At 71.7% G+C, this 26,460-nt stretch carries 24 protein-coding genes; 18 read left to right on the top strand and 6 right to left on the bottom strand.

Translation table 11 applies throughout. The features are described from left to right. Window positions 1–59: 59 nt before the first annotated feature. Window positions 60–2,108 carry a glycosyltransferase family 39 protein gene (locus tag AB0N82_RS14435; protein ID WP_363392460.1) on the top strand — a complete coding sequence of 683 codons (2,049 nt, stop codon included), beginning with the start codon at window positions 60–62 and terminating at the stop codon, window positions 2,106–2,108. A 164-nt stretch (window positions 2,109–2,272) separates the two neighbouring features. On the opposite strand, the gene AB0N82_RS14430 is transcribed toward AB0N82_RS14435, so the two are convergent. Continuing rightward, a complete protein-coding gene (locus AB0N82_RS14430) occupies window positions 2,273–3,067 on the bottom strand; it encodes an alpha/beta hydrolase (protein WP_315993011.1) in 795 nt (264 codons plus the stop codon). A gap of 56 nt (window positions 3,068–3,123) precedes the next feature. Between AB0N82_RS14430 and AB0N82_RS14425 the strand changes: the two genes are divergently transcribed. The 6 genes from AB0N82_RS14425 to AB0N82_RS14400 all read left to right on the top strand — a co-directional run bounded on the left by AB0N82_RS14425 (window position 3,124) and on the right by AB0N82_RS14400 (window position 6,894). Then, a complete protein-coding gene (locus AB0N82_RS14425) occupies window positions 3,124–3,690 on the top strand; it encodes a mismatch-specific DNA-glycosylase (RefSeq protein ID WP_363392457.1) in 567 nt (188 codons plus the stop codon). Further along, a complete protein-coding gene (locus AB0N82_RS14420; RefSeq protein ID WP_363392455.1) occupies window positions 3,687–4,079 on the top strand; it encodes a DUF2809 domain-containing protein in 393 nt (130 codons plus the stop codon). The genes AB0N82_RS14425 and AB0N82_RS14420 overlap by 4 nt, the downstream gene beginning before the upstream one ends. 142 nt (window positions 4,080–4,221) lie before the next feature. Continuing rightward, a complete protein-coding gene (locus AB0N82_RS14415; RefSeq protein ID WP_315993008.1) occupies window positions 4,222–4,518 on the top strand; it encodes a DUF1905 domain-containing protein in 297 nt (98 codons plus the stop codon). A 13-nt stretch (window positions 4,519–4,531) separates the two neighbouring features. Beyond that, window positions 4,532–5,020, top strand: a complete 489-nt coding sequence (locus AB0N82_RS14410) for an A24 family peptidase (RefSeq protein WP_363392453.1) — start codon at window positions 4,532–4,534, stop codon at window positions 5,018–5,020. Window positions 5,021–5,102: 82 nt separating this feature from the next. Continuing rightward, complete coding sequence (locus AB0N82_RS14405) at window positions 5,103–6,164, top strand: YhjD/YihY/BrkB family envelope integrity protein (protein ID WP_363392451.1); 1,062 nt, start codon at window positions 5,103–5,105, stop codon at window positions 6,162–6,164. Then, the gene (locus AB0N82_RS14400; RefSeq protein WP_363392449.1) at window positions 6,157–6,894 is read left to right on the top strand and encodes an NAD(P)H-hydrate epimerase; all 738 of its coding nucleotides are present in this window, start codon (window positions 6,157–6,159) and stop codon (window positions 6,892–6,894) included. The genes AB0N82_RS14405 and AB0N82_RS14400 overlap by 8 nt, the downstream gene beginning before the upstream one ends. Window positions 6,895–6,918: 24 nt before the next feature. Here the strand turns inward: AB0N82_RS14400 and AB0N82_RS14395 are convergent, their stop codons facing one another. Beyond that, entirely contained in the window at window positions 6,919–7,674 is a 756-nt protein-coding gene (locus tag AB0N82_RS14395; RefSeq protein ID WP_315993004.1) for a glutamine amidotransferase, read from the bottom strand. A gap of 237 nt (window positions 7,675–7,911) precedes the next feature. Here AB0N82_RS14395 and AB0N82_RS14390 point away from each other — a divergent pair, with 237 nt between their 5' ends. Beyond that, complete coding sequence (locus AB0N82_RS14390) at window positions 7,912–8,139, top strand: response regulator (protein ID WP_315993003.1); 228 nt, start codon at window positions 7,912–7,914, stop codon at window positions 8,137–8,139. Then, a complete protein-coding gene (locus tag AB0N82_RS14385) occupies window positions 8,136–8,783 on the top strand; it encodes a CYTH domain-containing protein (RefSeq protein WP_363392446.1) in 648 nt (215 codons plus the stop codon). The genes AB0N82_RS14390 and AB0N82_RS14385 overlap by 4 nt, the downstream gene beginning before the upstream one ends. A gap of 188 nt (window positions 8,784–8,971) precedes the next feature. Here the strand turns inward: AB0N82_RS14385 and lpdA are convergent, their stop codons facing one another. Together lpdA and AB0N82_RS14375 are read right to left on the bottom strand one after the other, a co-directional pair. Further along, window positions 8,972–10,369, bottom strand: coding sequence for a dihydrolipoyl dehydrogenase (gene lpdA / locus AB0N82_RS14380; RefSeq protein WP_363392444.1), 1,398 nt, complete (start codon window positions 10,367–10,369; stop codon window positions 8,972–8,974). A gap of 9 nt (window positions 10,370–10,378) precedes the next feature. After that, window positions 10,379–11,026, bottom strand: a complete 648-nt coding sequence (locus AB0N82_RS14375; protein ID WP_363392442.1) for a copper resistance CopC family protein — start codon at window positions 11,024–11,026, stop codon at window positions 10,379–10,381. 547 nt (window positions 11,027–11,573) lie between these two features. Between AB0N82_RS14375 and AB0N82_RS14370 the strand changes: the two genes are divergently transcribed. The 3 genes from AB0N82_RS14370 (at window position 11,574) to AB0N82_RS14360 (ending at window position 13,358) form a co-directional block, all read left to right on the top strand. After that, window positions 11,574–12,029, top strand: coding sequence for an FHA domain-containing protein (locus AB0N82_RS14370; RefSeq protein ID WP_315994570.1), 456 nt, complete (start codon window positions 11,574–11,576; stop codon window positions 12,027–12,029). Then, a complete protein-coding gene (locus tag AB0N82_RS14365; protein WP_315992999.1) occupies window positions 12,029–12,715 on the top strand; it encodes a MerR family transcriptional regulator in 687 nt (228 codons plus the stop codon). The genes AB0N82_RS14370 and AB0N82_RS14365 overlap by 1 nt, the downstream gene beginning before the upstream one ends. Before the next feature lie 97 nt (window positions 12,716–12,812). Then, on the top strand, window positions 12,813–13,358 hold the full coding sequence (locus AB0N82_RS14360; RefSeq protein WP_315992998.1) for a MerR family transcriptional regulator: 546 nt from the start codon (window positions 12,813–12,815) through the stop codon (window positions 13,356–13,358). 277 nt (window positions 13,359–13,635) lie between these two features. On the opposite strand, the gene AB0N82_RS14355 is transcribed toward AB0N82_RS14360, so the two are convergent. Further along, window positions 13,636–14,448 (bottom strand): ParA family protein, encoded by an 813-nt coding sequence (locus tag AB0N82_RS14355; RefSeq protein WP_298875452.1) that lies wholly within the window; start codon window positions 14,446–14,448, stop codon window positions 13,636–13,638. A 68-nt stretch (window positions 14,449–14,516) separates the two neighbouring features. On the opposite strand from AB0N82_RS14355, the gene AB0N82_RS14350 reads away from it, so the two are divergent. From AB0N82_RS14350 to def, 3 genes are read left to right on the top strand one after another with little or no spacing between them, the layout of a single operon-like run. Next, complete coding sequence (locus tag AB0N82_RS14350) at window positions 14,517–17,924, top strand: pyruvate carboxylase (protein ID WP_363392439.1); 3,408 nt, start codon at window positions 14,517–14,519, stop codon at window positions 17,922–17,924. A 46-nt stretch (window positions 17,925–17,970) separates the two neighbouring features. Then, window positions 17,971–20,529 (top strand): MinD/ParA family protein, encoded by a 2,559-nt coding sequence (locus AB0N82_RS14345; RefSeq protein WP_363392437.1) that lies wholly within the window; start codon window positions 17,971–17,973, stop codon window positions 20,527–20,529. Next, entirely contained in the window at window positions 20,526–21,017 is a 492-nt protein-coding gene (def, locus tag AB0N82_RS14340) for a peptide deformylase (protein ID WP_315992995.1), read from the top strand. Before AB0N82_RS14345 ends, def begins: the two co-directional genes overlap by 4 nt. A gap of 146 nt (window positions 21,018–21,163) precedes the next feature. Here the strand turns inward: def and AB0N82_RS14335 are convergent, their stop codons facing one another. Next, a complete protein-coding gene (locus tag AB0N82_RS14335; RefSeq protein WP_363392434.1) occupies window positions 21,164–22,990 on the bottom strand; it encodes an AMP-dependent synthetase/ligase in 1,827 nt (608 codons plus the stop codon). Window positions 22,991–23,143: 153 nt separating this feature from the next. Here AB0N82_RS14335 and AB0N82_RS14330 point away from each other — a divergent pair, with 153 nt between their 5' ends. From AB0N82_RS14330 to AB0N82_RS14320, 3 genes are read left to right on the top strand one after another with little or no spacing between them, the layout of a single operon-like run. Then, a complete protein-coding gene (locus AB0N82_RS14330; protein WP_315992993.1) occupies window positions 23,144–24,079 on the top strand; it encodes an ROK family glucokinase in 936 nt (311 codons plus the stop codon). 2 nt (window positions 24,080–24,081) lie between these two features. Continuing rightward, complete coding sequence (locus AB0N82_RS14325; protein WP_076674869.1) at window positions 24,082–24,795, top strand: lysophospholipid acyltransferase family protein; 714 nt, start codon at window positions 24,082–24,084, stop codon at window positions 24,793–24,795. A gap of 9 nt (window positions 24,796–24,804) precedes the next feature. Continuing rightward, a complete protein-coding gene (locus AB0N82_RS14320; protein WP_298875462.1) occupies window positions 24,805–26,142 on the top strand; it encodes a class II 3-deoxy-7-phosphoheptulonate synthase in 1,338 nt (445 codons plus the stop codon). Window positions 26,143–26,460: the final 318 nt, after the last annotated feature.

Genomic DNA, 26,460 nt, shown 5'->3' with positions numbered 1-26,460 from the left:
TCGCTCACGCATAACAAGCGTGAGGGCTGGTCGAGGGGATCGCTGTCTACGCTGCGCGGGTGACCGCCGTCCTGACCCCCGCTCCCACCCCCTCCGTCTCCTTTCCGCGCGCGCGACGACGGCCCGGGGGCTGGACGGTCGGGCTCGTCGCGATCGGGCTGCTCGCCCTCGTGCTGACGGGGTGGCAGGTGTGGGCGGGGGCGCCGAGCGAGTACTACGCCTCGATCGCCCTGTCGATGAGCCGGTCGTGGTCGAACTTCTTCTTCGGCGCCGTCGACCCCGCGGGCACGGTGACGCTCGACAAGATCCCCGGGTCGTTCTGGATCCCGGCGCTGTTCGTCCGTGTCTTCGGCTATTCGGCGTGGGCGGTGATCCTGCCGAACGCCCTGGCGGCCGTCGGGGCGGCGCTGGTGACGGCGGCGACCGCGCGTCGGCTCGCGGGCGTCCGCGCGGGTCTGGTCGCCGGGGCGATCGTGGCGGTCACCCCGATCCTCGTCGCGGTGGCCCGGTCGAATCAGCCGGAGACGTTCTTCGTCCTCGGCCTCGCTCTCACCGCCTCCGCCGCCGTGCGCGCCGTCCAGCAGCGCAGCGCCGGGTGGCTGATCGCCGCGGGCGCGCTGGTGGGGCTGTCGTTCCAGTTCTACATGCTCGAGGCGTGGGCGGTGTGGCCGGCTCTCGCGGCCGCATATCTCTGCACGCGGCAGTCGTGGGGGCGCCGTGTGGGGCATTCGCTCGTCGCGGGTGTCGTGAGCCTCGTCGCCTCGCTGTGGTGGGTGGCGATCGTCGCGGCGATCCCCGCCGGCAGCCGCCCGTACATCGGGAGCACGCTGTCGAACGACCCGTGGGAGATGGTCTTCGGCTACAACGGCCTGGGCCGCTTCACGGCGACGAGCGACAGCAGCGCGTACGAGTCGTTCACCCCTCCGTTCTCCGGCGACCCGGGGGTGCTGCGCCTGTTCAACGCGCAGCTCGCCGGACAGGTCGCGTGGCTCATCCCCGCGGCGGTCGTGGCACTCGCGGTGCTGTGGGTGATGCGGTTCCCGCGGCCGCTCACGGTGCTCCTCACGGTGTGGACGGCCACTTTCGTCGCCATGTTCTCGACGGTGGCCGGGATGCACCAGTTCTACACCGCGGCCCTCGCCGTGCCTCTCGGCCTTGTCGTGGCGACGGCTCTGGCGGTCGCGCACCGCGCCGAGCGGACCTGGCCGCAGGTGGCGATCGTCGGCACGGCCGCGGTGACGGCGCTGGGGATCGGGCTCGCCTCGGGCGGCTACAGCATCCCGGTCTCCCTCGCGCAGGCCGTGGTGGCCGCCGTGGCGATCGCCCTGCTGCTCGCTCGCCGCGGGTCGCCCACCGTCACCACGGCGGCGATGCTGGTCGGCCTGCTGCTGACCCCCGCGGTCTGGTCGGCGGTCACGATCGCGCACCCGAATTCGATCAACCCGGTCGCCGGGGGCGTGTCGGAGATGTCGGGCGCAGGCTTCGGCGGCGGGATGCCGGGTGCCGGCCGCGGCGCGGGCGGCTCGGGCGCATTCCCCGGGGGCGGTGCGGCGCCCGGCGGTGCGGCGCCGGGCGGTTCGGCTGCGGGGGGCTCGGCGCAGGGCGGTGCAGCCCCGGGAGGGAGTGCACCGGGCTCGGCCGCGGGCGGCTCCTCGGCGCACGACGGCGGCGCGCAAGCGCCCGGCGGGGCCGACGACGGCGGCTCGAACCGCGGCGGAGGCGCAGGCGCCGGCGGAGGCGCCGGCGCGGGAACCGCCGACACGGCCCTCATCTCCTGGCTGGAGCAGAACGCCGCCGGGTCGACCTACCTGGCCGCGACCTTCGGCGCCCAGTCCGCGGCATCCCTCATCATCGCCAGCGACGGCGGCTCGTTCCTCCCCATCGGCGGATTCAACGGGACGGATGCCGTGCCCACCCTCGACGAGTTCGTCGCACTCGTCGAGTCGGGCCAGGTGCGCTTCGTCATCGAGGGGCAGGAGCGCGGCGGCGGAGGGGTCGGGTCGCCGGCCGCGGCCGCGTCGAGCGCGTCGGCGCAGATCCGCGATTGGGTCGGGGAGAACTGCGCGATCGACAGCAGCGCCCCCTCGACGGTGTACGCCTGCGGCTGAGCTCGTCCCCGCGCGCATCGCCGCCGCCCCTCCGCGCGATCGACTGTCCGAAACACCCGGTCGATCTCGAAAACCGTCCGGGTGTCGTGGACACTCGCCGGGAGCGGGAGCGGGAGCGGGAGCGGGAGCGGGAGCGGGCACGCCGCGGCGGAGCGGCGGCCGGGCTAGGCGCGGCCGAGGAACTCCAGGCCCGCCTCGCGGAACGTGCGTGCCCCGGGGGCGTTGACGTGGTGACGGCCGGGGATGTCGGCGAACTCGCCGCGGGGGAGGAGGCTCGCCAGGTGGGCGGACTGGTCGTGGATGGGGTCCTCGGTCCCCGTCGCGATCAGCACGGGCTGCTGCGGGGGAGATGCCGGGTCGGGGTCGGTCTCGCCGAGGCGCATCCCCTCGGCGATCGCCACGAGCGCGCGCAGGTCGTTACCGGGCACCCGCTCGGCGAGCGAGACGTAGCGCAGGGTGGTGGCATCCTGGACGGGCTCGCCGTGATCGAGGAACGCGCGCGCCTGCTCGACCTTGAGTCGGGCGAGCGGCCGGCCGTCGGGGATGCCGCCCAGCACGGCGCGCTCGACGTGCTCGGGCGCGTCGACGGCGAGCTGCCAGCCGACGCGACCGCCGAGCGAGTAGCCGAGGTAGCGCACCTGGTCGACGAGGTAGGTGTCGAGCACGGCCACGAGGTCGGATACGAGGGTGGGCATCGTGTACGACGCGGCGTCGTGGGGCTTCTCGCTCGCCCCGTGCCCGCGCTGGTCCACGGCGATCACCCGGAAGCCCGCGCGCAGCAGATCGCGCACCCACCCGGTGTTGATCCAGTTGTCGCGCGTGCTCGAGCCGAAACCGTGCACGCACAGCACCGGTTCCGCCTCGGGATCGCCCCAGGAGTAGGTGGCGAGGCGCACGTTGTCCCCGACGATGACGAACTGCGCGGGAGGGATCTCGGTGAGGGCGGGCACGGCATCCATTCCTCCGATCCTGGCAGAACGCCGCGTGCGGGCCCGGTACTGGTCATAGTGGTCTCATGGGATTCACGCGTGCCGAGCTCGAGTCCTTCCGCGACGCCACGGTGCCCGACCTCGTGGAGCCCGGGGTGCGGCTGCTGTTCGTGGGGATCAACCCCGGGTTGTGGACGGCGGCCACGGGCACCCCATTCGCCCGACCCGGCAATCGCTTCTGGCCGGCTCTGGTGAAAGCCGGGATCCTGCCGCGTTCGCCCGCGTACTCGTCGACGCTGGGGGAGGCCGACCGGCGTCTCGTGTTCGATGCGGGGATCGGGGTGAGCAACCTCGTCGCCCGCGCCACGGCCCGGGCCGACGAGCTCACGCGCGACGAGCTGCGCGCGGGCGCGCACGCACTCGCGGAGCGGGTCGCGACCTGGCGGCCGCGGGTGGTCGCGGTCGTCGGACTGACCGCGTATCGGCAGGGGTTCGACCGTGCGAAAGCCGTCGCGGGTCGACAGGACGAGGCGATCGCCGGATGCGAGACATGGGTCCTGCCCAACCCGAGCGGTCTGAACGCGCACGACACCGTCGAGTCGCTCGCGACCGCCTACGCTGCTCCCGCGCGCGCGGCCGGGGTGATCTCATGACACGGCGTCTCGCGGCGGTCCTCGCCCTCGCCGTCGTCGTCGCCGCGGGGCTCGCGGTGCACCGTCTGATGCCCTCCTCGGTGGCATCCGACGTCGCCGGTGACGCGCTGTACGCCGTGGCGGCCTACACGGGGCTCGTCCTGCTGCTCCCGCGCGCACGACCGCTCGTTCTCGCGGCGGGCGCGGTCGTGTGGTGCGTCGCCGTCGAGCTGTTGCAGCTCACCGGGGTGCCGATCACGCTGGCGGAGCGGATGCCGGTCGCGGCCCTCGTGCTGGGCTCCGGGTTCGACGCGCGCGACCTCGTCGTGTACGTGCTTGCGGTCGCGAGCGCTCTCGGCGTCGACGGCGTGGTGACGAGGGTGCGTGCCCGGCGCGCTGAGACGGGCTGACCCGGTCGCCCGCCCGCGGTGCGTGCGCCGTCGGGCGGGGATCCGCGGTCTCTCCGCCCGACGGCTCCTCCCCGGGGAGGGATGCCGCGCCCCGGGGACGTCGCGGGGTAGCGTGACGGTTCCGCGACGAAAGGAGGGCCCGGTGCTCGTGCAGTTCGACGGCGTCGTGTTCCGGTGGGAGGCCCGCAGCGACAGCGACTGGTACTTCGTCGCCCTCCCAGCCGAGCTGAGCGACGACATCCGTGAGACCCAGACGTTCCGCCGCGGGTTCGGCGGGGTGCGTGTCGACGCCACCATCGGTTCCACGTCGTTCCGCACGTCGATCTTCCCGCAGGCGGGTGGCGTGTACGTGCTGCCGCTCAAGCGGGCGGTCCGCGACGCCGAGGGGATCGAGCCGGGCGGTACCGTCGTGGTCGACCTCGCGGTGCTCGACGCCTGAGACGCACGGCGCTGTGCTGCGGCCGTCATCGGCAGACGCACCGTCGTCGCTCCCCGTCGTCGCGCTTTCGCTGTTCGCGGTCGTGAGCGTCGTGCTCGTGATCACCGACGTGCGTCGACGCCGTCTGCCCGATGTGGTCGTGCTGCCCGCGACGGCGGCGGCGGTTCTCATCCTGGCGGTCGCGGCGGCGACCGCCGGACGACCGGCACTCGCGGCCGGAGTCGCCTTCGGCGCCGTCGGGGCGTTCGGCGCGTGCCTGGTGGTGCGTCTGTCGCGGCCCGAGGCGTTCGGCGGAGGCGACGTCAAGCTCGCCGCCCTCGTCGGTGCGCACCTCGGGTGGTTCGGCCCGGAGGCCGTGGCATCCGGAGTCGCCCTCGGCTTCGTGGCCGCCGGCGTCGCCGCCGTCGGCGTACTCGCGGCGGGTGCGCGCGGAACGAGCCTGCCCTTCGGCCCGTTCCTGCTGCTCGGTGCGTGGGTGCGCCTGCTGACCCCGGCGTCGTGACCGGTGCCCGGCCGCTTGTCGCTCGACGGGCGGCGGGTCAAGCCCGTCCGGCCCGGCGCGGCCGCATCGATACGCTGACCCCATGGCCGACCTCATCCGTCGCGTCACCGCGTGGGCCTTGTCGCTCCGCCTCGTGCGCGCCTTCCTCGTCTACTCGGGGGCACGCGGCCCCGTCCTCGCCGACAGCGTCACCTATCGCACGCTGTTCAGTCTGTTCGCGGCGGTGCTGCTCGGCTTCTCGGCGGCGGCGATCTGGCTGTCGGGCAACCCCGAGGGCCTCGCGGCGCTCGAGCGCTCCGTCAACAACGTCGTCCCCGGCCTGGTGGGCCCCGACGGTCTGCTCGACGTCAGCGCGATCGAGGCGCCGACCGAGTTCACCATCGCGGGCGTGATCGGAACGATCGGTCTGCTGGGCGCGGCGATCGGGGCGATCGGCTCCCTCCGAACTGCCCTCCGCCAGATCGCGGGGGTGACGACCGACGACACCCTGCCCGTCCTGGTCATCGTGCGCAACCTCGCCGTCGCCGTCGGCATCGGCGTCGCGCTGGTGGGGGCGGCCGCGGTGACCTTCCTCGCGACGGCGGGTCTCACTTTCGTCCGGGGGCTGCTCGGCATCTCCGCGGACTCCTGGCTCACGGCCGTGCTGACCTGGTCGCTCTCCACGATCGTCGTCCTCGCCCTCGACACCGCGGCGGTCGCGGTGGCGTTCGCCGTGCTGTCGGGCGTGAAGACCCGTCGCCGCACGTTGTGGCGCGGGGCGCTGCTCGGGGGCGTCGGTCTGGTGGTGCTGCAGCAGTTGTCGGGCCTGTTCGTGGGCGGTGCGGGCAACAACCCGCTGCTGACGACCTTCGCCTCGCTCATCGCCCTGCTGCTGTGGCTCAACCTGTCCAGCCAGGTCATCCTGATCGCGGGCGCGTACATCACCGTCGCCACGGAGGAGGACCACGATCGCGTCCGCGCGAAGTACGGCGCCTCCACGATGATCCAATTCCGGGTGCGGCGCGCCGAGAAGGCCGTCCGCGCCGCCGCGGGCGAGCTCGACGCCGCGCGCGCGGCCGAGAAGAAGGAGCGCGAGACCCTCGCCGAGAGCGACGCCGCCGCCGCCGCGCGTGCGGACGAGGCGGAAGCGGACGCGCGTGTCTGACGGTTCGACCCCCGCGGGGGCGGCGCGCGTCGCCGCATACACCGCGGATGCCGTTCGCGCGGCCGAGGCGCCTCTCCTCGCGGAGGGGAGACCGCTGATGCGGTGGGCGGCGCATGCCCTCGCCGTCGTCGCCTCAGCGGAGCGCGACACGGCACCCGGACCGACGCTGGTCCTCGTCGGCGCGGGCGACAACGGGGGAGACGCGCTGTACGCCGCCGCCGAACTGGCGCGTGCCGCCGATTCCCGCGTCGACATCGTGCTCGTGCGCGATCGCGTGCATCGCGCCGCCCTCGACGCCGCCGTCGCCGCCGGCGTGGTCGTGCGGCAGGCGTCGGAGATCTGCGGCGCGATCGACGACTACAGCCTCGTGCTCGACGGCATCCTGGGCATCGGCCGTCTCGCCGACCGGCGGATGCGGGGCAGCGCCCGCGCGATCGTGGAGTGCCTGCTCGCCCGCCCCCGCCGTCCGCGCATCGTCGCGGTCGACCTCCCGAGCGGACTCGATCCCGATGACGGATCCGCGGATGCCGCCGTGCTCGCCGCCGATGTCACGGTCACGTTCGGCGCGATCAAGTCGGGTCTCGTGCGCGGTCGGGGCCCGGAACTCGCCGGGCGGGTGCACCTGGTCGACCTGGGACTCGAGCCGTACCTGCGGCGGGCGCACCCGGCGGTCACCGCGCCGATCGAGGTCGTGCGGGTCGATTCGCCGGGATCCCTTGCCGAGGCGTAGGGGCCGAGTGGTGCCGGCCGCCGCTCAGCGGGCGTAGCGCTCGACGAAGGTGCGGAGCATGCGCGACGGTGCTGTGACGGGTGCCCGCCGCACCGCCGACAGGGTGAGGTCGAGGTCGCCGGAAGCGAAGTACCCGTACCCGGCGTAGGCGTGGATGCGGGTGACGATCCCGTCGACGTCGAGTTCGGGGTGGAACTGCGTGGCGTAGACGTTGCGCCCGACGCGGAACATCTGCACCGGACACGCGGCCGACGACGCCAGCAGCACCGCCGACGGCGGCAGGACGCTGATGGCCTCCTTGTGACCGACGAACGCGGTGAAGGCATCGGGGAGGCCCGCCGACAGGGGGTCGGTGCGCCCCTCCGGGGTCAACGTCACCTCGACGACGCTGATGGGTTCCGCATACGTGCCGTCGATCGGCGCACCGAGGTGCGTCCCGAGGGTGCCGACGCCGTAGCACGCGCCCAGGAAGGGCGCATCGCGTGCGACCACCTCGGCGACGAGCTGTGCCATCTCCGCCTCGACGCGACGCTGCACGACGGACTTGCGCTCGAACGGGTCGGACGCGTTGAACGGGCTTCCGCCGACGAGGACCCCCGACACCTCGTCGAGATCGATCGCGGGCATCGTCTCGCGCTCGAGACGCACGCGGCGCAGACGGTGCGGCGGCAGCCCGGTGTAGCGCAGGAACAGCGCGTACTCCTCGTCGGCGGGGCCGTCTTCGGCGCGCGTCGCGAGCAGCACGAACGGGCGGTCACCGGGCAGGTCCGTCGCGTTCACCCGAGCGAGTCTAGGCGAGCGGGCGGCGACCGTCGGGCGGTCCCGCGTCGGGCGGGGGAGCGCCGCCGGCGGGGCGCGCAGTGGTTCCCGGGGCAGCGCCGCCGGCGAGGCGCGGAGTGGTCCCCGCGGGAGCGGCGGCGAGGCGCGCAGTGCTTCCCGGAGCAGCGGCGCGAGCGATCGCGGCGACGCGGTGTCAAGGCGCGGGGCCTCGTCGCGGGTGCGGTCTACGCTGACGGCATGGCTATTGCACGACTGACCGGAGGCCCGCTCGACGGGCAGGTGATCCCGCTCGAGAACGAGACCGACGACACGCTGATCATGCCCTACAGCGAGGGACAGCTCGTCTACCGCCGCGAGGGCGAGCCCACGAACACGGGCGACTCCGACGGCCCCACCCAGGCGGTCTTCGCCTTCGCCGAAGAGACCGAGGACATCAACCCCGACGCCGACGGGCGCGACGATTGAGCGCAGGCCCGAACGGGTCGTCGAACGTCGAGGTCGAGACGAAGTACGACGTCGACGACGCCACGCCCCTGCCCGACTGGTCGACCCTTCCAGGGGTGGCGACGGTCGGTGACCCTGAGCCGCGAGATCTCGACGCGCGCTACCTCGACACCCCCGCGGCCGATCTGGCCCGTGCGGGCGTGGCGATGCGGCGCCGTCTGGGCGGTCCCGACGCGGGCTGGCACGTGAAGGGGCCCGCCGAGGGCGCCGGTCGCACCGAGACGCAGTGGCCGCTCGAGGCCGATGACGTCGACCCCGAGGCCGACCCGGTCGTGCCTCCGGCGGTTCAGGATGCCGTCTCCGCGATCGCTCGACCGCCCTTCGCCGCCCTCGCCCGCCTGCGCAACCACCGCACGGCGTACGCGCTCCGGGATGCCGAGGGCAACGAGGTCGCCGAGTTCGTCGACGACCGGGTCCGTGCGCGCGACGAGCGCCGGGGCGTGGAGTCGTCCTGGCGTGAATGGGAGGTCGAGCTCGGCGCGGCCGGTCCGACCGACGACGAGGGTCGTGCGGCGTTCTTCGCCGCCGTCGATGCGGCCGTCTTCGCCGCCGGTGGCCGCCCCGCGGCATCCGGTTCGAAGCTCGCCCGCGCCCTCGGCCACTGATCGACCTGGACGGGGTCTCCCCGCCGCCGCGACAGCCCGCCCGTCGCGAGACAGCGTCTCGCTGACGACTCCGGGACATCCGGCGACCGGCATGTCGGCGAGGTGATGTCTCCTGGCGGGAGCGGCTTCCCGACACCCACGCAGAAGGCCCGCCCGGGCGAACCGGGCGGGCCTTCTGCGTGGAGCGATCAGAGGTTGATCATGTGCCCTGCGAGGCCGTGGAAGGCCTCCTGCAGGCCCTCCGACAGCGTCGGGTGCGTGTGGACGTTGCGGGCCGCCTCGAGCGCGGTGAGGTCCCACTTCTGCGCGAGGGTGAGCTCGGGCAGCAGCTCGGAGACGTCGGGACCGATGAGGTGGCCGCCGATGAGCTCGAGCGTCTCGGCGTCGGCGACGAGCTTGACGAAGCCGACCGGCTCGCCGAGGCCGTTTGCCTTGCCGTTGGCCGAGAAGGGGAACTTCGCGACCTTGATGTCGTGGCCGGCGTCGCGGGCCTGCTGCTCCGTCAGGCCGAACGACGCGACCTGCGGGTTGCAAAAGGTGGCGCGCGGCATGTTGCGGTAGTCGCCCAGGGTCTGGGTCTCGGCGTTGCCGATGGTCTCGGCGGCGACGACGCCCTGCGCCTCGGCGACGTGCGCGAGCTGCAGCTTCGCGGTGACATCGCCGATGGCGTAGATGTGCGGCACGTTGGTGCGCATGTGGTCGTCGATGTCGATGGCACCGCGCTCGGTGAGCTTCACGCCCGTGTTCTCGAGACCGAAGCCGTCGACCTTGGGGGCGAACCCGATCGACATCAGCACGCGGTCGGCGTCGATCGAGCCGGTCGAGCCGTCCTTCGCGGTGTACGCGACGGTGACCTTGTCGCCGTGGTCGGTGACGGAGTCGACCTTCGTCGAGGTGAGGATGTCGACGCCGTAGCCCTTGTACTGCTTCTGGATCTCCTTCGAGACCTCGGCGTCCTCGTTCGGGAGGGCGCGGTCGAGGAACTCGATGATCGTGACCTTCACGCCGTAGTTCGTCATGACGTAGGCGAACTCCATGCCGATGGCGCCGGCGCCGACGATGACGATCGACTCGGGGAGCTCGCGGGTGAGGATGTGCTCCTCGTAGGTGACGACGTTCTCGCTCAGGGTGACGCCGGGGAGGAGGCGCACTGTCGAGCCCGTGGCGATGATGACGTTGTCGAAGGTGACCTGCTCCTTGGAGCCGTCGGTCTTGGTCACGTCGATGGTGTGGTCGTCGGCGAAGTATCCGCGACCCTCGTACTCGGTGACCTTGTTCTTCTTCATCAGGTAGTGGATGCCCTTGACGTGACCGGCGGCCACGCTGCGACTGCGGTCGAACGCCTTGCCGAAGTCGAAGGTGACGTCGCCCGAGATGCCGAACAGGTCAGCCTTCGCGTGGAAGGTGTGGGCGAGATCGGCGTTGCGCAGCAGCGCCTTGGAGGGGATGCAGCCGACGTTGAGGCAGACACCGCCCCAGTACTTCTCTTCGACGATCGCAACCGACAGTCCCAGCTGCGCACCGCGGACCGCGGCGACGTACCCGCCGGGACCCGCACCAAGAATGACCAGATCGTAATGAGGCATGGCTCCAGCCTATCGCCCGGTCGTGCCGCCACCGGCGGCGTTCCGACGCCCGCGCGAGGCGAAGACGTAGACGAGCACGCCCGCAACGATCACCAGGGCCACGGCCAGCAGGATCCACGGCAGGGGAGAGCTCGCCGACGACTCCTCGACCGGCGCCGCGACGGGGGTCTCCGCTTCCGTGGGCGCGGCCGAGGCGGAGACGGTGGGGGAGGGGGATGCCGACGCCGAGGTCGTGGGCGTCGCCGTCGGGGTCGGGGCGGCCTCGGGGACGGTGAACGCGAAAGAGCCGTCGATCGGGTGTCCGTCACTGGAGACGACGCGCCACTTCACGGTGACGGCACCGGATGCCGACCCCGCCAGCGCCTGGGTCACCTCGGTGCCCGACGGCTCGGGGGCACCCTCCGCGAGCGACGCGCCGCTCGCATCGGTCACTTCGACCACCGTCGCGCCCGGGTCGGTGAGGACGTCGGCACTGAACGTGAGGGTGATGCGCTGCGGCACGGCCTCGAGCACCGCATCGGCCGCGGGATCGGTCGACACCAGCTCGTCGTGCGCGGAGGCCGGCGTCGCGGGGACGAACAGCACGGCGGCGGCCAACAGGAGGGATGCCAGGACGGCGGGGAGGCTGCGCCGACGCGGCGCCGAGGGGGACGTCATCCTTCGACCCTAACGAGGGCGTCGGCGTGACGGGCCGCCCCGGGTACCGGCCCTTCTCCCCGCCCCAGACCCTGCGCCTGGCCGAAGGGTCTGGGGCCCCGTCTGCTCCGGTGGCTTCGACGGGCTCAGCCACCTCCCGCACAGGACCCCGACCTCGGTGCCCCAGGACCCTGAGCCTGTCGATGGGTCCGGGACCCCGCGGCGGTTCCGCCCACCCGGCGCGCGGGGCTTCGAGCCCCTCGAAGGGTCCTCCGGCGGCGGCCTCACCGGCTCAGGTTCTCGTCACCTGCGTCTTCGCGCTCCTCACCCGCCACACCCGTGGCGTCACCGGACTCGACACGACGGACCCCGGGTCGATAGGTTCGAGTGTCTCGTCGGCCGTTTCCGCGCCCCGAACCGCGGTGTCCGGTGTCGACGAAATGAAGACACATCACGCATCACCATGGCCCGCGCGCGGTCGGTTCCCCCCGTTCGATCTGAACCGATCGGTTATGGTGAATATGAAGGAGAAGCCGTGGACGAGACCAGCCGATTCGATCGAGACGAGATCCGACGCGCGGCCGACGCCGTCGCCCGCGACAGCTCGCACGACACGACCCAGACCCACGACGCCGACCTGTCGTTCGTCCCCTTCGGAGCCGACCTCACCGAGGCCGAGCTCGAAGCGATCGGTGCGCTGCCCTCCGGGGCGGCGCTGCTGATCGTGCGGTCGGGTCCCACGACCGGTGCCCGGTACCTGCTCGACACCGACGTCACCACCGTCGGGCGTCATCCCGAGGCCGACCTGTTCTTCGACGACGTGACCGTGTCGCGTCGCCACGCCGAGATCATCCGCTCCGGTTCGGCGTTCGAGATCGTCGACCAGCGCTCGCTCAACGGCAGCTACGTCAACGGCGAGCGGGTCGACCGCTCCGCTCTCGTGAACGGCTCCGAGGTGCGCATCGGCAAGTTCCGCCTGAACTTTTTCGGTTCGCCGGTCGACCTGCCCGCGGCAGAGCACTGATGGCGGCAGCCCCCTCCCGTGGTCGTCAGGCGGCTGCGGGGCTGCTCAGCATCGGACAGGTGCTCGCGCGCCTGACCCCCGACTTCCCGGCGTTGACCTCGAGCAAGCTGCGCTTCCTCGAGGTGCAGGGCATCGTCTCGCCCACCCGCACCGAGTCGGGGTACCGCAAGTTCTCGCCGGCCGATCTCGAACGGCTGCGCCTCGCGTTGACGCTGCAACGCGATCACTATCTGCCGCTCGTCGTCATCCGCGAGTATCTCGAAGACCTCGACGCGGGGCGCAACCCCGCCCCGCCGACGTCGATCCCGTCGATGACCTCCGCGCCGCGCCGGTACCGCCGCGACGAGCTGCTCGCTGCCGCCGGAGCACGCCCGCAGCTTTTGAACGACGCCGTGAGCACGGGCGTGATCGCGGGGGCCGACACCTACTCCGAGCAGACCGTGACCCTGCTGCGCGCCCTCGTCGCCCTCGACCGTCACGGGATCGAGCCGCGGCACGTCCGCACGCTGCGCCAGAGTGCCGAACGCGAGGTGTCGCTCGTCGAATCCGCCCTCTCCGCGCTCCTGCGTCGTCCCGACGCCGCCTCCCGGGCCCGCGCGAGCGAGCTCGCGCCCGAACTCGCGGGCCGTCTCGACGAGGTGCGCACCCTGTTCGTGCGCGACGCGATCGAGCGAATGCTGTCCTGATCGCGACACGCCGCGGCCCTCGGAGCGGATGTCATTGCCGGGGGACCCGCGCTGATCTAGCGTTGGAACCAACGAGCCGATGAGGAGGGACGCGAGCATGAACGCTGGCGATGCACTCGGTGAACCCCGGTTCGCCGCCGACCTCCTCTTCACCGACGGTCTGCCCGAGATGGACGACGAGACCGGCTACCGGGGCGCGGTCGCCGCGCGTGCCGCCGGCATCACGTACCGCCAGCTCGACTACTGGGCCCGCACCGAACTGGTCGTCCCCACCGTCCGTGGAGCCAGCGGCTCCGGCTCGCAGCGCCTCTACGGCTTCCGCGACATCCTCGTCCTGAAGCTCGTGAAGCGTCTGCTCGACACCGGCATCTCGCTGCAGCAGATCCGCACGGCCGTCGACCAGCTCCGTGCCGCCGGTATCCGCGACCTCGCGGGCACCACCCTCATGAGCGATGGAGCGTCGGTGTACCTCTGCACCTCGAACGACGAGGTCATCGACCTCGTCAGCCGCGGTCAGGGCGTCTTCGGCATCGCGGTCGGCAAGGTGCTCCGCGAGGTCGAGTCGACGCTCGTCGACTTCGAAGCCGCGACGCCCGAGGCCGTCGACGAGCTCGCCGCCCGTCGCGCCGCCCGCACCGCCTGAGGCACGCCCTTCCCGGACGCCTCGGCATCCGGGGCTTCGTCGCGCGGCCGCGCGCAGCGGCCCGACGCGCGGCCCGGACCCTTCGACAGGCTCAGGGTCCTCGCGTGCATACCGGCTGTTTCCCGGATCCGTCACGAGGCTTAGCGTTCTCGCGTCGGAGGTGGCTGAGCGTGCCGAAGCCACCGGTGCCGGCGGGGGTGCCGACTTCCGACGGCTCGGTGCCGAAAGGAAACGCCGCCCCGGCTGCGCGGCAGCGGGACGGCGTCTCGAGAAGAGGTCAGGCCTGAGGGGCCTCGTTGTCGACCGGGATACGGCCCGTGCGTACGATGCGGTCGAGCAGCGCGTCGAAATCGGCGGCCAGCTCCTGCGCCGAGTCGCCCGGCCACACGTGCAGCGGCTTCGCGGCTCCCTGGGCCTGCTGCAGCGACGTCCGCTCGGGCAGCTGCGGGTTGAGCACGAGGGGGCCGAACATGTCGCGCAGCTCTTTGATGCGGAACTGGTGCTCGATCGACTGCGGGCGAACGCGGTTGACCACGACGCCGAGGGGTTGCAGACGAGGCGAGAGACCGCGGCGGATCTCCTCGATCGCGCGCAGCGCGCGGTCGGCGGCGGCGACGGAGAACAGTCCCGGCTCGGTCACGACGACCACGCGGTCGCTCGCGGCCCACGCGGTGCGCGTGAGGGCGTTCAGCGAGGGGGCGCAGTCGATGAGAACGAGGTCGTACTCGCTCTCGATCGTCGCGAGGGCCTCTTCGAGCTTCCAGACGTCACGGACGCTCGGGTGCGGCCCGTCGAAGTTGATGGCCGACGGGCTGCCGATCAGCACGTCGATGGTGCCGGGATGCACCTTCGCCCACCCGCTCGAGGTGATCGCCTGGCGGACGACCTTCTCTTTCGGGTTCGCCAGGACATCGGCGATGTTGAGCCGACCGGCGACCTGGATGTCCATCCCGGTCGACACGTCGGACTGGGGGTCGAGGTCGACGACGAGAGTGCGAACGCCACGCGCGAAGGCGGCCGAAGCCAGCCCCAGTGTCACGGTCGTCTTGCCGACCCCGCCTTTGAGAGAGCTGACGGAGAGTACGTGCACAAGAGTCCACGTTACCGTCCCCTAGGCTGTGAGCACATTCAGCCCCGCCAGCTTGACGTGAGGTGCGCATGTTCTCGAAAATCCTGGTCGCCAATCGCGGAGAGATCGCCATCCGCGCTTTCCGTGCCGCCTACGAGGTCGGAGCGCGCACCGTCGCGGTCTACCCGTATGAGGATCGGGCGTCGCTGCACCGGCTGAAGGCCGACGAGGCCTACCAGATCGGCGAGCGCGGTCACCCCGTACGCGCCTACCTCGACGTCGACGAGATCATCCGCGTCGCCAGGGAGTGCGGAGCGGATGCCATCTACCCCGGATACGGCTTCCTCTCGGAGAACCCGGAGCTCGCCGAGAAGGCCGCGGCGAACGGCATCACCTTCATCGGCCCTCCCGCCGAGGTGTTGTCGATGGCCGGCAACAAGGTCACCGCCAAGGAGCACGCGATCGCAGCCGGCGTGCCGGTGCTGCGCTCGACCCCGGCGTCCGACGACATCGACGCCCTGCTGGCGCAGGCGGAGGAGATCGGCTTCCCCCTCTTCGCCAAGGCGGTCGCCGGCGGCGGCGGACGCGGCATGCGCCGCGTGGAGGCCATGGGCGAGCTCGCGCCGGCTCTGGCCGAGGCGATGCGCGAGGCGCAGAGCGCGTTCGGCGACCCGCGGATGTTCCTCGAGCAGGCCGTGCAGCGTCCACGTCACGTCGAGGTGCAGATCCTCGCGGATGCCACGGGCCAGACCGTTCATCTCTTCGAGCGCGACTGCTCGGTGCAGCGCCGCCACCAGAAGGTCATCGAGATCGCCCCGGCGCCGAACCTCGACGACGCCGTGCGGCGGGATCTCCACCGCTACGCCGTCGCCTTCGCCCGGTCGATCGGATACCAGAACGCGGGCACCGTCGAGTTCCTGCTCGAGACCGCGGGACCGCGCGCCGGCGAGGTCGTCTTCATCGAGATGAACCCCCGCATCCAGGTCGAGCACACCGTGACCGAGGAGGTCACCGACGTCGACCTCGTGCAGTCGCAGATGCGCATCGCCGCGGGGCAGACCCTCGCCGAGCTCCACCTGCAGCAGGACGACATCCAGTTGCGCGGCGCCGCGCTGCAGTGCCGCATCACCACGGAGGATCCCACGCAGGGCTTCCGCCCCGACACCGGCAAGATCACCACCTACCGCTCGCCCGGCGGAGCCGGCATCCGTCTCGACGGAGGCACGACCGCGGCGGGGTCGCAGGTGAGCCCGCACTTCGACTCAATGCTGTCGAAGCTCTCCTGCCGCGGACGTGACTTCCCCGCGGCCGTCGCGCGTGCCCGCCGGGCCCTCGCCGAATTCCGCATCCGTGGCGTCTCCACCAACATCCCGTTCCTGCAGGCCGTGCTCGATGACCCCGCGTTCGTTGCGGGGGATCTCAGCACATCGTTCATCGACGAACGCCCCGAGTTGCTGAAGGGCCGGGAGTCGAAGGACCGCGGCACGAAGATCCTGTCGTGGCTCGTCGACACGACGGTGAACCGCCCCCACGGCGACAACCCCCTCTCGATCGACCCCGGCGCCAAGCTCCCGCGGATCGATCTGACGGATGCCGCACCCGCGGGCTCGCGCCAGCGCCTGCGCGAGCTGGGTCCGGTGGGCTTCGCCCGTGCCCTGCGCGAGCAGACCGCCGTCGCCGTCACGGAGACGACCTTCCGCGACGCGCACCAGTCGCTGCTGGCCACGCGGGTCCGCACGCGGGATCTCGTCCGGGTCGCGCCCTACGTCGCTCGCATGACTCCTGAGCTGCTGTCGGTGGAGGCCTGGGGAGGTGCGACCTACGACGTCGCGCTGCGGTTCCTCGGCGAGGACCCCTGGGAGCGCCTCGACGCGCTGCGTCAGGCTCTTCCGAACGTCGCGATCCAGATGCTGCTGCGCGGCCGCAACACGGTGGGCTACACGCCGTACCCGACGGAGGTCACCGACGCCTTCGTGGCCGAGGCGGCGGCATCCGGGGTCGACATCTTCCGGATCTTCGACGCGCTCAACGACGTCTCGCAGATGCGGCCCGCGATCGACGCCGTCCTCTCGACCGGCACCGCCGTCGCCGAGGTCGCGCTCTGCTACACGGGCGACCTCCTCGACCCCGCGGAGCGTCTGTACACGCTCGACTACTACCTCGGCCTCGCCGAGCAGATCGTCGAGGCGGGCGCGCACATCCTCGCGATCAAGGACATGGCGGGACTGCTGCGTCCCGCCGCCGCGACCAAGCTCGTCACGGCTCTGCGCGAGCGCTTCGACCTCCCGGTGCACGTGCACACGCACGACACCGCGGGCGGACAGCTCGCGACTCTGCTCGCCGCCTCGGCGGCCGGAGCGGATGCCGTGGACGCGGCCGCCGCGCCGATGGCGGGAACGACGAGCCAGCCGTCGCTGTCGGCTCTGGTGGCCGCCCTCGCGCACACCGAGCGCGACACGGGTCTCGATCTCGCCGCCGTGAGCGACCTCGAGCCGTACTGGGAGGCGGTGCGTCATCTGTACCGCCCGTTCGAGTCGGGTCTCGCCGGCCCCACCGGACGGGTCTACCGGCACGAGATCCCGGGAGGGCAATTGTCGAACCTCCGTCAGCAGGCCATCGCGCTCGGCCTGGCGGACGACTTCGAGCTGATCGAGGACATGTACGCGGCGGCCGATCGCATCCTGGGCCGTGTGCCCAAGGTGACGCCGTCGTCGAAAGTCGTGGGCGACCTGGCCCTGCACCTCGCCGCGGTCAAGGCCGACCCGGCCGACTTCGAGAGCAACCCGGAGAAGTACGACGTGCCCGACTCGGTCGTGTCGTTCATGGCCGGTGAGCTCGGCGACCTTCCGGGTGGGTGGCCCGAGCCGTTCCGGTCGAAGGTGCTGGCCGGGCGGGATGCCAAGACGGGGGTCACCCCGCTCACCGACGGCGACACCGCGGCGCTGGCGGGGGAGTCCGCCGAGCGGCGTGCGCGCCTGAACCACCTGCTGTTCCCCGCGCCGACGCGCACCTTCCTGGAGGTGCGCGAGCGCTTCGGCGACCTGAGCGTGCTCGACACCGCCGATTATCTGTACGGCTTGCGCCCGGGCGGGGAGCACACCGTCGAGATCGAGCGCGGGGTGCAGCTCTTCGTGGGGCTCGAGGCGGTGGGCGACGCCGACGACAAGGGCATGCGCACCGTCATGACGACGCTGAACGGCCAACTGCGTCCGGTCTTCGTGCGCGACCGATCGATCGACGTCGAGGCGCGGCAGGCGGAGAAGGCGGATACGTCGAAGCCTGGCCAGGTGGCCGCGCCCTTCTCGGGTGTGGTGACGATGAAGGCCGCCCCCGGCGATCGGGTGCAGGCGGGTCAGGCGGTCGCGTCGATCGAGGCGATGAAGATGGAGGCGGCGATCACGGCACCGGTCGAGGGAGTGGTCGACCGTGTCGCGATCGGTACCACGCAGCAGGTGGAGGCGGGGGATCTTTTGCTGGTGATCCGCCCCGCGCAGTAGCCTGGGAGGGGGCGCTTTCGCGCCCTCTTCCCGTTTGGAGACTGCAGTGACCCCCGACCGCACCGACGCGAACCCCGACGAGAACGCCGAGCACGGCGTGCTCGACGAGAGCGGGAACCTCGACACGGCCAGCATCACGATCCTCGGTGGATACACCGCGCAGGTCAGTGTCGACCTGCCGGCGACCGGTGACGACGACGATCTCGACGACGACGTGATCGAGGACGAGATCCCCTTCGATGACGCCGACCTCGCCGCGCTGGACGATTCCTCCGCACCTCGCCGGCTCGCCTCCGAGACCGACGACGACGAGGTCGCCGCCCAGGTGGACGAGCTCGCGACGGACGAGATCATCCTCGAACCGCACCCCGACGACGCGCACCACGACGGCGCGCATGGAGACGAACCGCACCGGGACGCCGGATCGGTCGATGACGACGTGCACGACGCCGAGGTCGTAGGCGACGACCCCGAAGGTCCGTACGAGGCTCCGGCTGCCGACGGGTCGGGCGACGATGCGCGCGACGACGATCAGGATGCCGCGCCCGCGGAGCACGAGGGAGCGGGCCCCGTCGACGAGGGTGCACCCGAGCGCGACGCGGTGGAGCATGAGGCGGACGGCGAGGCGTCCCATGACGACGCCTCCGACGACGAGGGCGACGTCGAACGGGCCGAGTACGGCGACGACCGTCAGGACGATCTCGGTGGCGCCCCCGCGCACGACGACGTCGAGGACGTCGACGCGGAGGCATCGGTGACGGACGATGCCGGTGTCGAAGCAGGGGACGTCGACGCGACCACGCCGCGGGCTTCCGCCGATGAGCGGTCGCTCGACGAGCACCCCGACACCGCGCACGAGTCGCTCGAGACAGTTCCGGGGACCGACGCTCCAGCGCCTGATGATGCGATCTCCGAGGTCGGCGCGACCCCCGACGAGGCGCCGGAGGACGCGGCCGCATCCGACGACCTGCACGACGTCGAGGTCGTCGACGACGTCGAGCTGTACGAGGCGGATGCCGCGGAGCCCTTCGATGAGGAGCCCTTCGACGAGCAGCCCCTCGACGAGGAACCCTTCGACGAGGAGCCGATCGAGGAGGGGTCGATCGGTGCCTCCGCCGAGCCGCTGACCCACGCTCCGTGGGTGCCGGAGACCGGTGTCTCCGCCTCGGCCGACGAGACCGACGACGAGGTCGTGGAGGCCGCGATCGACGACGACCACGACGACGAGGACGCATCGGACGCGGGCTCCGCCTCCGAGAGCGACGACCACGCGCGGGCGACCGATGACGCGGTGCTGCTCACCGCACGCGTCGCCGAGGAGCCGGCATCCGCTCCGACCGGCGGCGCCCGGCCGCAGACCGGTGCGACCACCGTGCCGGCTCCGACGGTCCCAGCGGCGGCGGCCGCGGCGGCGGCTTCGCCGGCGACCCGTGCCGTCCCCACCGGCAGCGTCCCGACCACGCGCGCCGAGCGCGCCGCGACGGGGGTCATCGGCACCGTGCCGCTCACCCGCCGTCAGGCGCATCAGGCCGATGACGCCGCCCGCACCGCCGAGGAGGCCGCGCGGGTGGATCGCGCCCACGCCATGGAGCGCGTGCGCACCCCGGCGCCCGAGGTCGCGCTGACGTCCAAGCGCATCGGTCAGATCGACGACTCCCGCGAGAGCGCCGACCTGCTCACGGCCGACCGCCTGCTCGACCCGAAGCAGATCAGCCGTCCGGAGCCCGAGGGCCTGTGGCAGCAGCTGGTGTACTCGGCGTCGCGCCACCGCATCAACCTCGGCGACGGGCGCCGCGCCCGGCAGCGCAAGGAGCTGGACCGCCGCATCTCGGCCCCTCTCGCGGGCGGGGCGCGCTTCGTGCCCGTGCTTTCGCGCAAGGGCGGGGTCGGCAAGACCACTGTCACCTCGCTGCTCGGCATGGCCCTCGCCGACGCGCGCGACGATCGCATCATCGCCGTCGACGCGAACCCCGACCGCGGGACGCTCGCCGACCGTGTCGGCCGCCCCAACGGCCGCACCGTGCGCGACCTCGTGCGCGCGCACGACGAGATGGCCGGCTACAACGACGTCTCGTCGATCGTCGCCCGGGATGCCACCCGCCTCGACGTGCTGGCATCCGATGCGGATCCGCGTCAGTCGGAGGCCTTCAGCGACGACGACTACCGTCAGGTCGCCGACGTCGCCGCGCATTACTACTCGATCGTGCTCACAGACACGGGGACCGGCATCGTCCACTCCGTCATGGGGGCCACGCTCGAGCTCGCCGACACCCTCGTGATCGTGGCGGGACTCTCCGTCGACGAGGCGCGGCTGGCGTCCGAGACGCTGACGTGGCTCGAGACCAACGGCTACGCGGCGCGTGTGCGCGACGCCGTCGTGGTGTTGAACAACTCGCGTCCGGGCGCGCCGCTGGTGCGCGAGAGCGAGTTGGAGTCCCACTTCCGCTCGCGCGTGCGCACCGTCATCCGCATGCCCTACGACGCACGCATCGCCGCGGGCAGTGCGATCACGTTCCGCGACCTGCAGCCCGGCACGCGCCAGGCCGCGCGGGAGCTCGCCGCCGCCGTCGTCGAGGGCCTCCGCGCTCCGGTGGCCTCCGCATGAGCGTCCGTCCGATCCGCCTGTTCGGCGACCCGGTCCTGCGCGCCACGAGCGCTCCCATCGACGAGATCGACGACGGCGTGCGCGCCCTCGTCCAAGACCTGCTCGACACGGTCGAGCTGCCCGGGCGCGCGGGAGTCGCGGCTCCGCAGATCGGGGTCGGTCTGCGCGCGTTCAGCTACAACATCGACGGCGACATCGGGTACGTCATCAATCCCGTCCTCGTGGAGACACGCGGCGAGCCCCAGCCGGTGGGGGAGGGATGCCTCTCGGTGCCCGGTCTGTGGCACGACGCCATCCGCTACCCGTGGGCGAAGGTCGTCGGCATCGACCTCGACGGCCGGGAGGTCGTGCTCGAGGGTGAAGGGCTGCTCGCACAGGCGCTGCAGCACGAGACCGACCACCTCGACGGAATGCTCTATCTCTCGCGGCTGCCCGCCGAGACCCGCCGCGAGGCGATGCGTCAGGTGCGCGAGAGCGACTGGTTCTGACCCGCTGGCCCTGACACGAGAACAGGGGACGGCGCGAGGACAGGCCCCTTCGTCGCGGATTCCCCTGTTCCCGTGGCATGCCCTGTTCTCGGCGCAGCAGAACGGCCCGACCCCCGAGGGGGCCGGGCCGTTCGGCATTCCGGGTCTCAGGGGAGAGAGACGTTGGTCGTGTTCACCGGCACGGCGTAGATGTCCTCGATCGCGTCGGCGAAGTCGGCGACGATGACGTTGCGCTTGATGCTCATCTTGGGCGTCAGGTGGCCGCTCGCCTCGGTCCACTCCGTGGGCAGGATCGTGAACTTGCGGATCGACTCCGCGCGCGACACGCGGGTGTTCGCGCGGTCGATCGCGCCCTGCACCTCGGCGCGCACCTTCTCGTTCGTGCTCGCGTCCTGCAGCGACATGTCGGCGGGCAGGCCGTTGTTGGCGAGCCACGTCGGCAGCATCTCGGGATCCAGGGTGACGAGGGCGGCGATGAACGGCTTGTGGTCGCCGACGACCACGACCTGGCCCACGATCGGGTTCGCGCGGATGGGATCCTCGAGGGCGGCCGGAGCGACGTTCTTGCCGCCGGCCGTGACGATGATCTCCTTCTTGCGGCCCGTGATCGCGAGGAAGCCGTCGGCGTCGAAGGCGCCGATGTCGCCGGTCTTGAACCACTCGCCGTCGAAGGCCTCGGCCGTGGCATCCGGGTTCTGCCAGTACTCGCGGAAGACGTTGATGCCGCGCACCTGGATCTCGCCGTCATCGGCCAGGCGCACCCCGACACCGGGGAGCACCGGACCGACCGTGCCGATCTTCGACTTCGTCGCGAGGTTGACCGTGGCCGGGGCCGTCGTCTCGGTGAGTCCGTAGCCCTCGAGGATCACGACGCCGAGGCTGCGGAAGAAGTGCCCCAGTCGCGGTCCGAGCGGGGCCGATCCCGACACCGCGTAGACCACGCGTCCGCCCATGGCATCCCGGAGCTTGGAGTAGACCAGCTTGTCGAAGAGCGCGAACTTCAGCTTGAGGGGGAGGGAGATCTTCTTCCCCTCCTGCAGCCGCTGCGAGTGCTCGATCGCGAGGTCGGCCGCGGCGCGGAAGATCTTGCCCTTGCCGCCGGCCTCGGCCTTCTGCTCGGCGGAGTTGTAGACCTTCTCGAAGACCCGGGGCACGGCGAGCAGGAAGGTCGGCTGGAAGGTGCCGAGGGCGGGCAGCAGTTGCTTGGTGTCGGGCTGGTGCCCGGTCTTCACCCCCGCGTGCACGTTCAGCAGCGAGATGAAACGCGCGAAGACGTGGGCCGTGGTGATGAACAGCAGCGTCGAGGCGCTCGGCGTCTCGACGACCTCGTGCAGGGCCTTGGCGGAGTTGCGGGCGAGCTCGACGAAGTTGCTGTGCACGAGGACGCAGCCCTTGGGGCGTCCCGTCGACCCCGACGTGTAGATGAGGGTCGCGATGTCGGAGGCCTTCGCGAGGTGGCGGCGGCGCTCGACCTCTTCGTCGGTGATGTGCGTGCCGCCCGCGACGAGTGCGTCGAGGGCGCCCGTGTGCATCGCCCACACCTCGCGGACGAGCGGAAGGTCGCTGCGCACCTCGTCGAGGCGGTCGGAGTGCTCCGCGGACTCCACGACGACCGCGATGGCGCCGGAGTCCGACAGGATCCACGAGATCTGCGAGGGGGAGCTCGTCTCGTACACCGGCACCATGACGGCCCCGGCGTAGAAGAGCGCGAAGTCGACGAGCGTCCAGTCGTAGGTGGTGCGGGCGATGAAGCCGACCTTCTCTCCCGGTTGGACGCCGGCGGCGATGAAGCCCTTCGCCAGGGCGATGACCTGGCGCTCGAACTCGACCGCCGAGACGTCGCGCCATCCTCCGGCCTCGGGCACGGCGAACAGGGGCCGGTCGGGCGTCGCGCGGACGCGGTCGGCGAGCAGATCCGACGCGTTGGCGTCGGGATCGGCGGGGACGACAGGGGGGAGGTCGAACTGGATCACGGTAACTCCTTCGGCACCGGAAAGAACGTCGAGCGGTCCATCAGTCTATCCGCACGGCCTGTGCCGCCCCCGGAGCGAGACGTCGTTCGCGCGCCGCCCGCCTTGGCTAGACTGCTCCGGGCCGCCCTCTCGGTGGGCCCGGAAGGGAGCGCGGTGCGCAACGTCGGCATCGATATCGGGGGAACGAAGATCGCCGGAGGCGTCGTCGACGACGACGGCACCATCATCGAGAAGCTCCGCGTCGACACCCCCATCGACCCCTCGGCCCTCGTGGATGCCGTGGTCGACATGGCCGATCATCTGCGCCGCGCGCACGAGGTGCACGCCATCGGCGTCGCCGCCGCCGGGTTCATCAGCCGCGACCGCAGCACCGTCATCTACGCCCCCAACATCGACTGGCGCGACGAACCCCTGCGCGCCCGCCTGGAGCAGCGCCTCGACGCCCCCGTGACGATCGAGAACGACGCGAACGCCGCCGGCTGGGGCGAGTACCGCTTCGGCGCGGGCCGGGGCGTGCGCGACATGGTCATGCTGACGATGGGCACGGGCGTCGGCGGTGCCGTCGTCACCGACGGCGAGCTGTTCCGCGGTGGTCACGGCATCGGCGCCGAGCTCGGTCACCTGCGCTTCGTCCGGGGCGGCCACCCGTGCGGCTGCGGACAGAACGGATGCCTCGAGCAGTACGCCTCGGGACGCGCGCTGCAGCGCGAGGCCAACACGATCGCTGACGAGGGCGGTATCGGTGCCGCGTTGGCGGCCGTCCGCGCGGAGAGGGGCGCCATTCCCGGACCCGCCGTCTCTCGCCTCGTGCTGGCGGGCGACCCCGGGGCGGTCGAGGCGCTCCGCCGCGTCGCGACCGCTCTCGGCGAGGCGTGCGGCGGTTTCCAGGCCGTGCTCGATCCCGAGGTCTTCGTGATCGGCGGGGGAGTGGCGCAGCTGGGCGCCGACCTGCTCGAACCGGTGAAGCTCGCGTACGAGACGTCGTTGCCGGGGTACGGTGAACGTCCGGTCGCCGAGTTCGCGATCGCGCGCCTGGGCAACGACGCCGGTCTCATCGGGGTCGCCGACCTCGCCGGGAAGGAGCGCTGACGATGTTCTACTGGCTCATGAAGTACGTGGTCATCGGACCGGTCATCAAGGCCGTGTTCCGCCCATGGATGGTGGGCCGGCGCAACATCCCGGCGGAGGGTGCGGCGATCCTCGCCAGCAACCACCTGTCGTTCTCGGATTCGATCTTCCTGCCGCTCATGATCGACCGCCGCATGGCGTTCCTCGCCAAGAGCGACTACTTCACCGGCAAGGGCCTCAAGGGCTGGGCCACCCGGATGTTCTTCCAGGCGACCGGCCAGCTGCCCATCGACCGGTCGGGAGGGAAGGCGTCGGAGGCGTCGCTGAACACGGGCCTCGGCGTCCTCGGGCGCGGTGAGCTGCTCGGGATCTACCCGGAGGGCACCCGCAGCCCCGACGGCACGCTGTACCGCGGACGCACGGGCATCGCGCGCATGGCGCTCGAGGCGCGCGTGCCGGTGGTCCCCGTGGTCATGGTCGACACCGGCGCGGTGATGCCGATCGGTCAGCGACTGCCGCGCGTGGGACGTGTGGGGATCGTCATCGGCGAGCCACTCGACTTCTCCCGTTTCGAGGGCATGGAGGGCGACCGCTACGTCCTGCGCTCGGTCACCGACGAGATCATGGTGGCCCTGCAGCGCCTCGGCGAGCAGCGCTACGAAGACGTCTACGCCTCCACCGTGAAGGACCGGCTGGCCAGTGCACAGGCGGCGAAGGCGCCGTCGTCGCGCCACTAGACTTCAGGGGTGAATCAGCAGCTCCACGACCTCGACCACTGGCGATCCCTGCCCATCAAGCAGCAGCCCCAGTGGTATGACGAGGGCGCGGTGGCGGCGGCATCCGCAGAGCTGGCGACCCTCCCGCCGCTGGTCTTCGCCGGCGAGGTCGACATCCTGCGCGATCGTCTCGCCCGTGCCGCCGCAGGCCAGGCGTTCCTGCTCCAGGGCGGTGACTGCGCCGAGACGTTCGCCGGCGCGACCGCCGAGCAGATCCGCAACCGCATCAAGACCGTGCTCCAGATGGCCGTCGTGCTCACCTACGGCGCGTCGATGCCCGTCGTCAAGATGGGCCGCATGGCCGGGCAGTTCGCCAAGCCCCGCTCGAGCGACACCGAGACGCGCGGCGACGTGACGCTGCCGGCCTACCGCGGCGACATCGTCAACGGCTACGACTTCACCGAGGAGTCCCGCAAGGCCGATCCCGCGCGCCTGCTCAAGGGCTACCACACGGCCGCGTCGACCCTGAACCTCATCCGGGCCTTCACGCAGGGCGGGTTCGCCGACCTCCGCGAGGTGCACAGCTGGAACAAGGGCTTCGCCTCCACTCCTGCCAACCAGGCGTACGAGAGCATGGCGACCGAGATCGACCGGGCGATCAAGTTCATGGAGGCGGCCGGCGCCGACTTCGACGAGCTGACGCGCGTGGAGTTCTACACCGGCCACGAGGGCCTGCTCATGGACTACGAGCGCCCCATGACCCGGATCGACTCGCGCACCGGCCTGCCCTACAACACCTCGTCGCACTTCCAGTGGATCGGCGAGCGCACGCGCGAGCTCGACGGCGCGCACGTCGACTACTTCTCGAAGATCCGCAACCCCATCGGCGTCAAGCTCGGCCCCACCACCACGGCCGAGACGGCGCTCGCGCTGATCGACAAGCTCGACCCCGAGCGCGAGCCGGGGCGCCTGACGTTCATCACGCGCATGGGTGCGGGCAAGATCCGCGATGCCCTGCCCCCGCTCCTGGAGGCCGTCCGCGACTCCGGCGCCACCCCGCTGTGGGTCACCGATCCCATGCACGGCAACGGCATCACCACGCCCACCGGCTACAAGACGCGTCGCTTCGACGACGTCGTCGACGAGGTGCGCGGGTTCTTCGAGGCGCACCGCTCGGTGGGCACGCACCCCGGCGGCATCCACGTCGAACTCACCGGTGACGACGTCACCGAATGCCTGGGCGGCTCCGAGCAGATCGACGAGGCGACCCTCGCGACGCGCTACGAGAGCCTGTGCGACCCGCGTCTGAACCACCGTCAGAGCCTGGAGCTGGCCTTCCTCGTGGCGGAGGAGCTCGAGAAGCGCTGACCCGCGTGCCGCCTGCGAGATGCCCCCGACCCGTGCGGTCGGGGGCATCGTCGTTCCCGGGTTCCGGGTTCCGGGTTCCGGGTGCCGGGTGCCGGATGCCGCATGCCGGGTTCCGGGTGCCGGGTGCCGCATGCCGGGTGCCGGATGCCGGATGCCGGATGCCGCATGCCGGGTGCCGGATGCCGTATGCCGGATGCGGGGTGGGGCGGAGGGTGGGCGGGATGGTGAAGCGCACGGCGGGTGGGCGTCGGATCTGCCCGCACGGCCGCGCGAGGTGTGCGACCGTGGCCCACGCGCCTCCGCCCCGTCGGCGGGGCC

The organism is Microbacterium sp. NPDC089186 (assembly GCF_040685115.1).
GTDB classification, from domain to species: domain Bacteria; phylum Actinomycetota; class Actinomycetes; order Actinomycetales; family Microbacteriaceae; genus Microbacterium; species Microbacterium galbum.
Note: the sequence above shows the minus strand (reverse complement) of the source record. Positions and strands in the feature narration are given on the sequence as shown.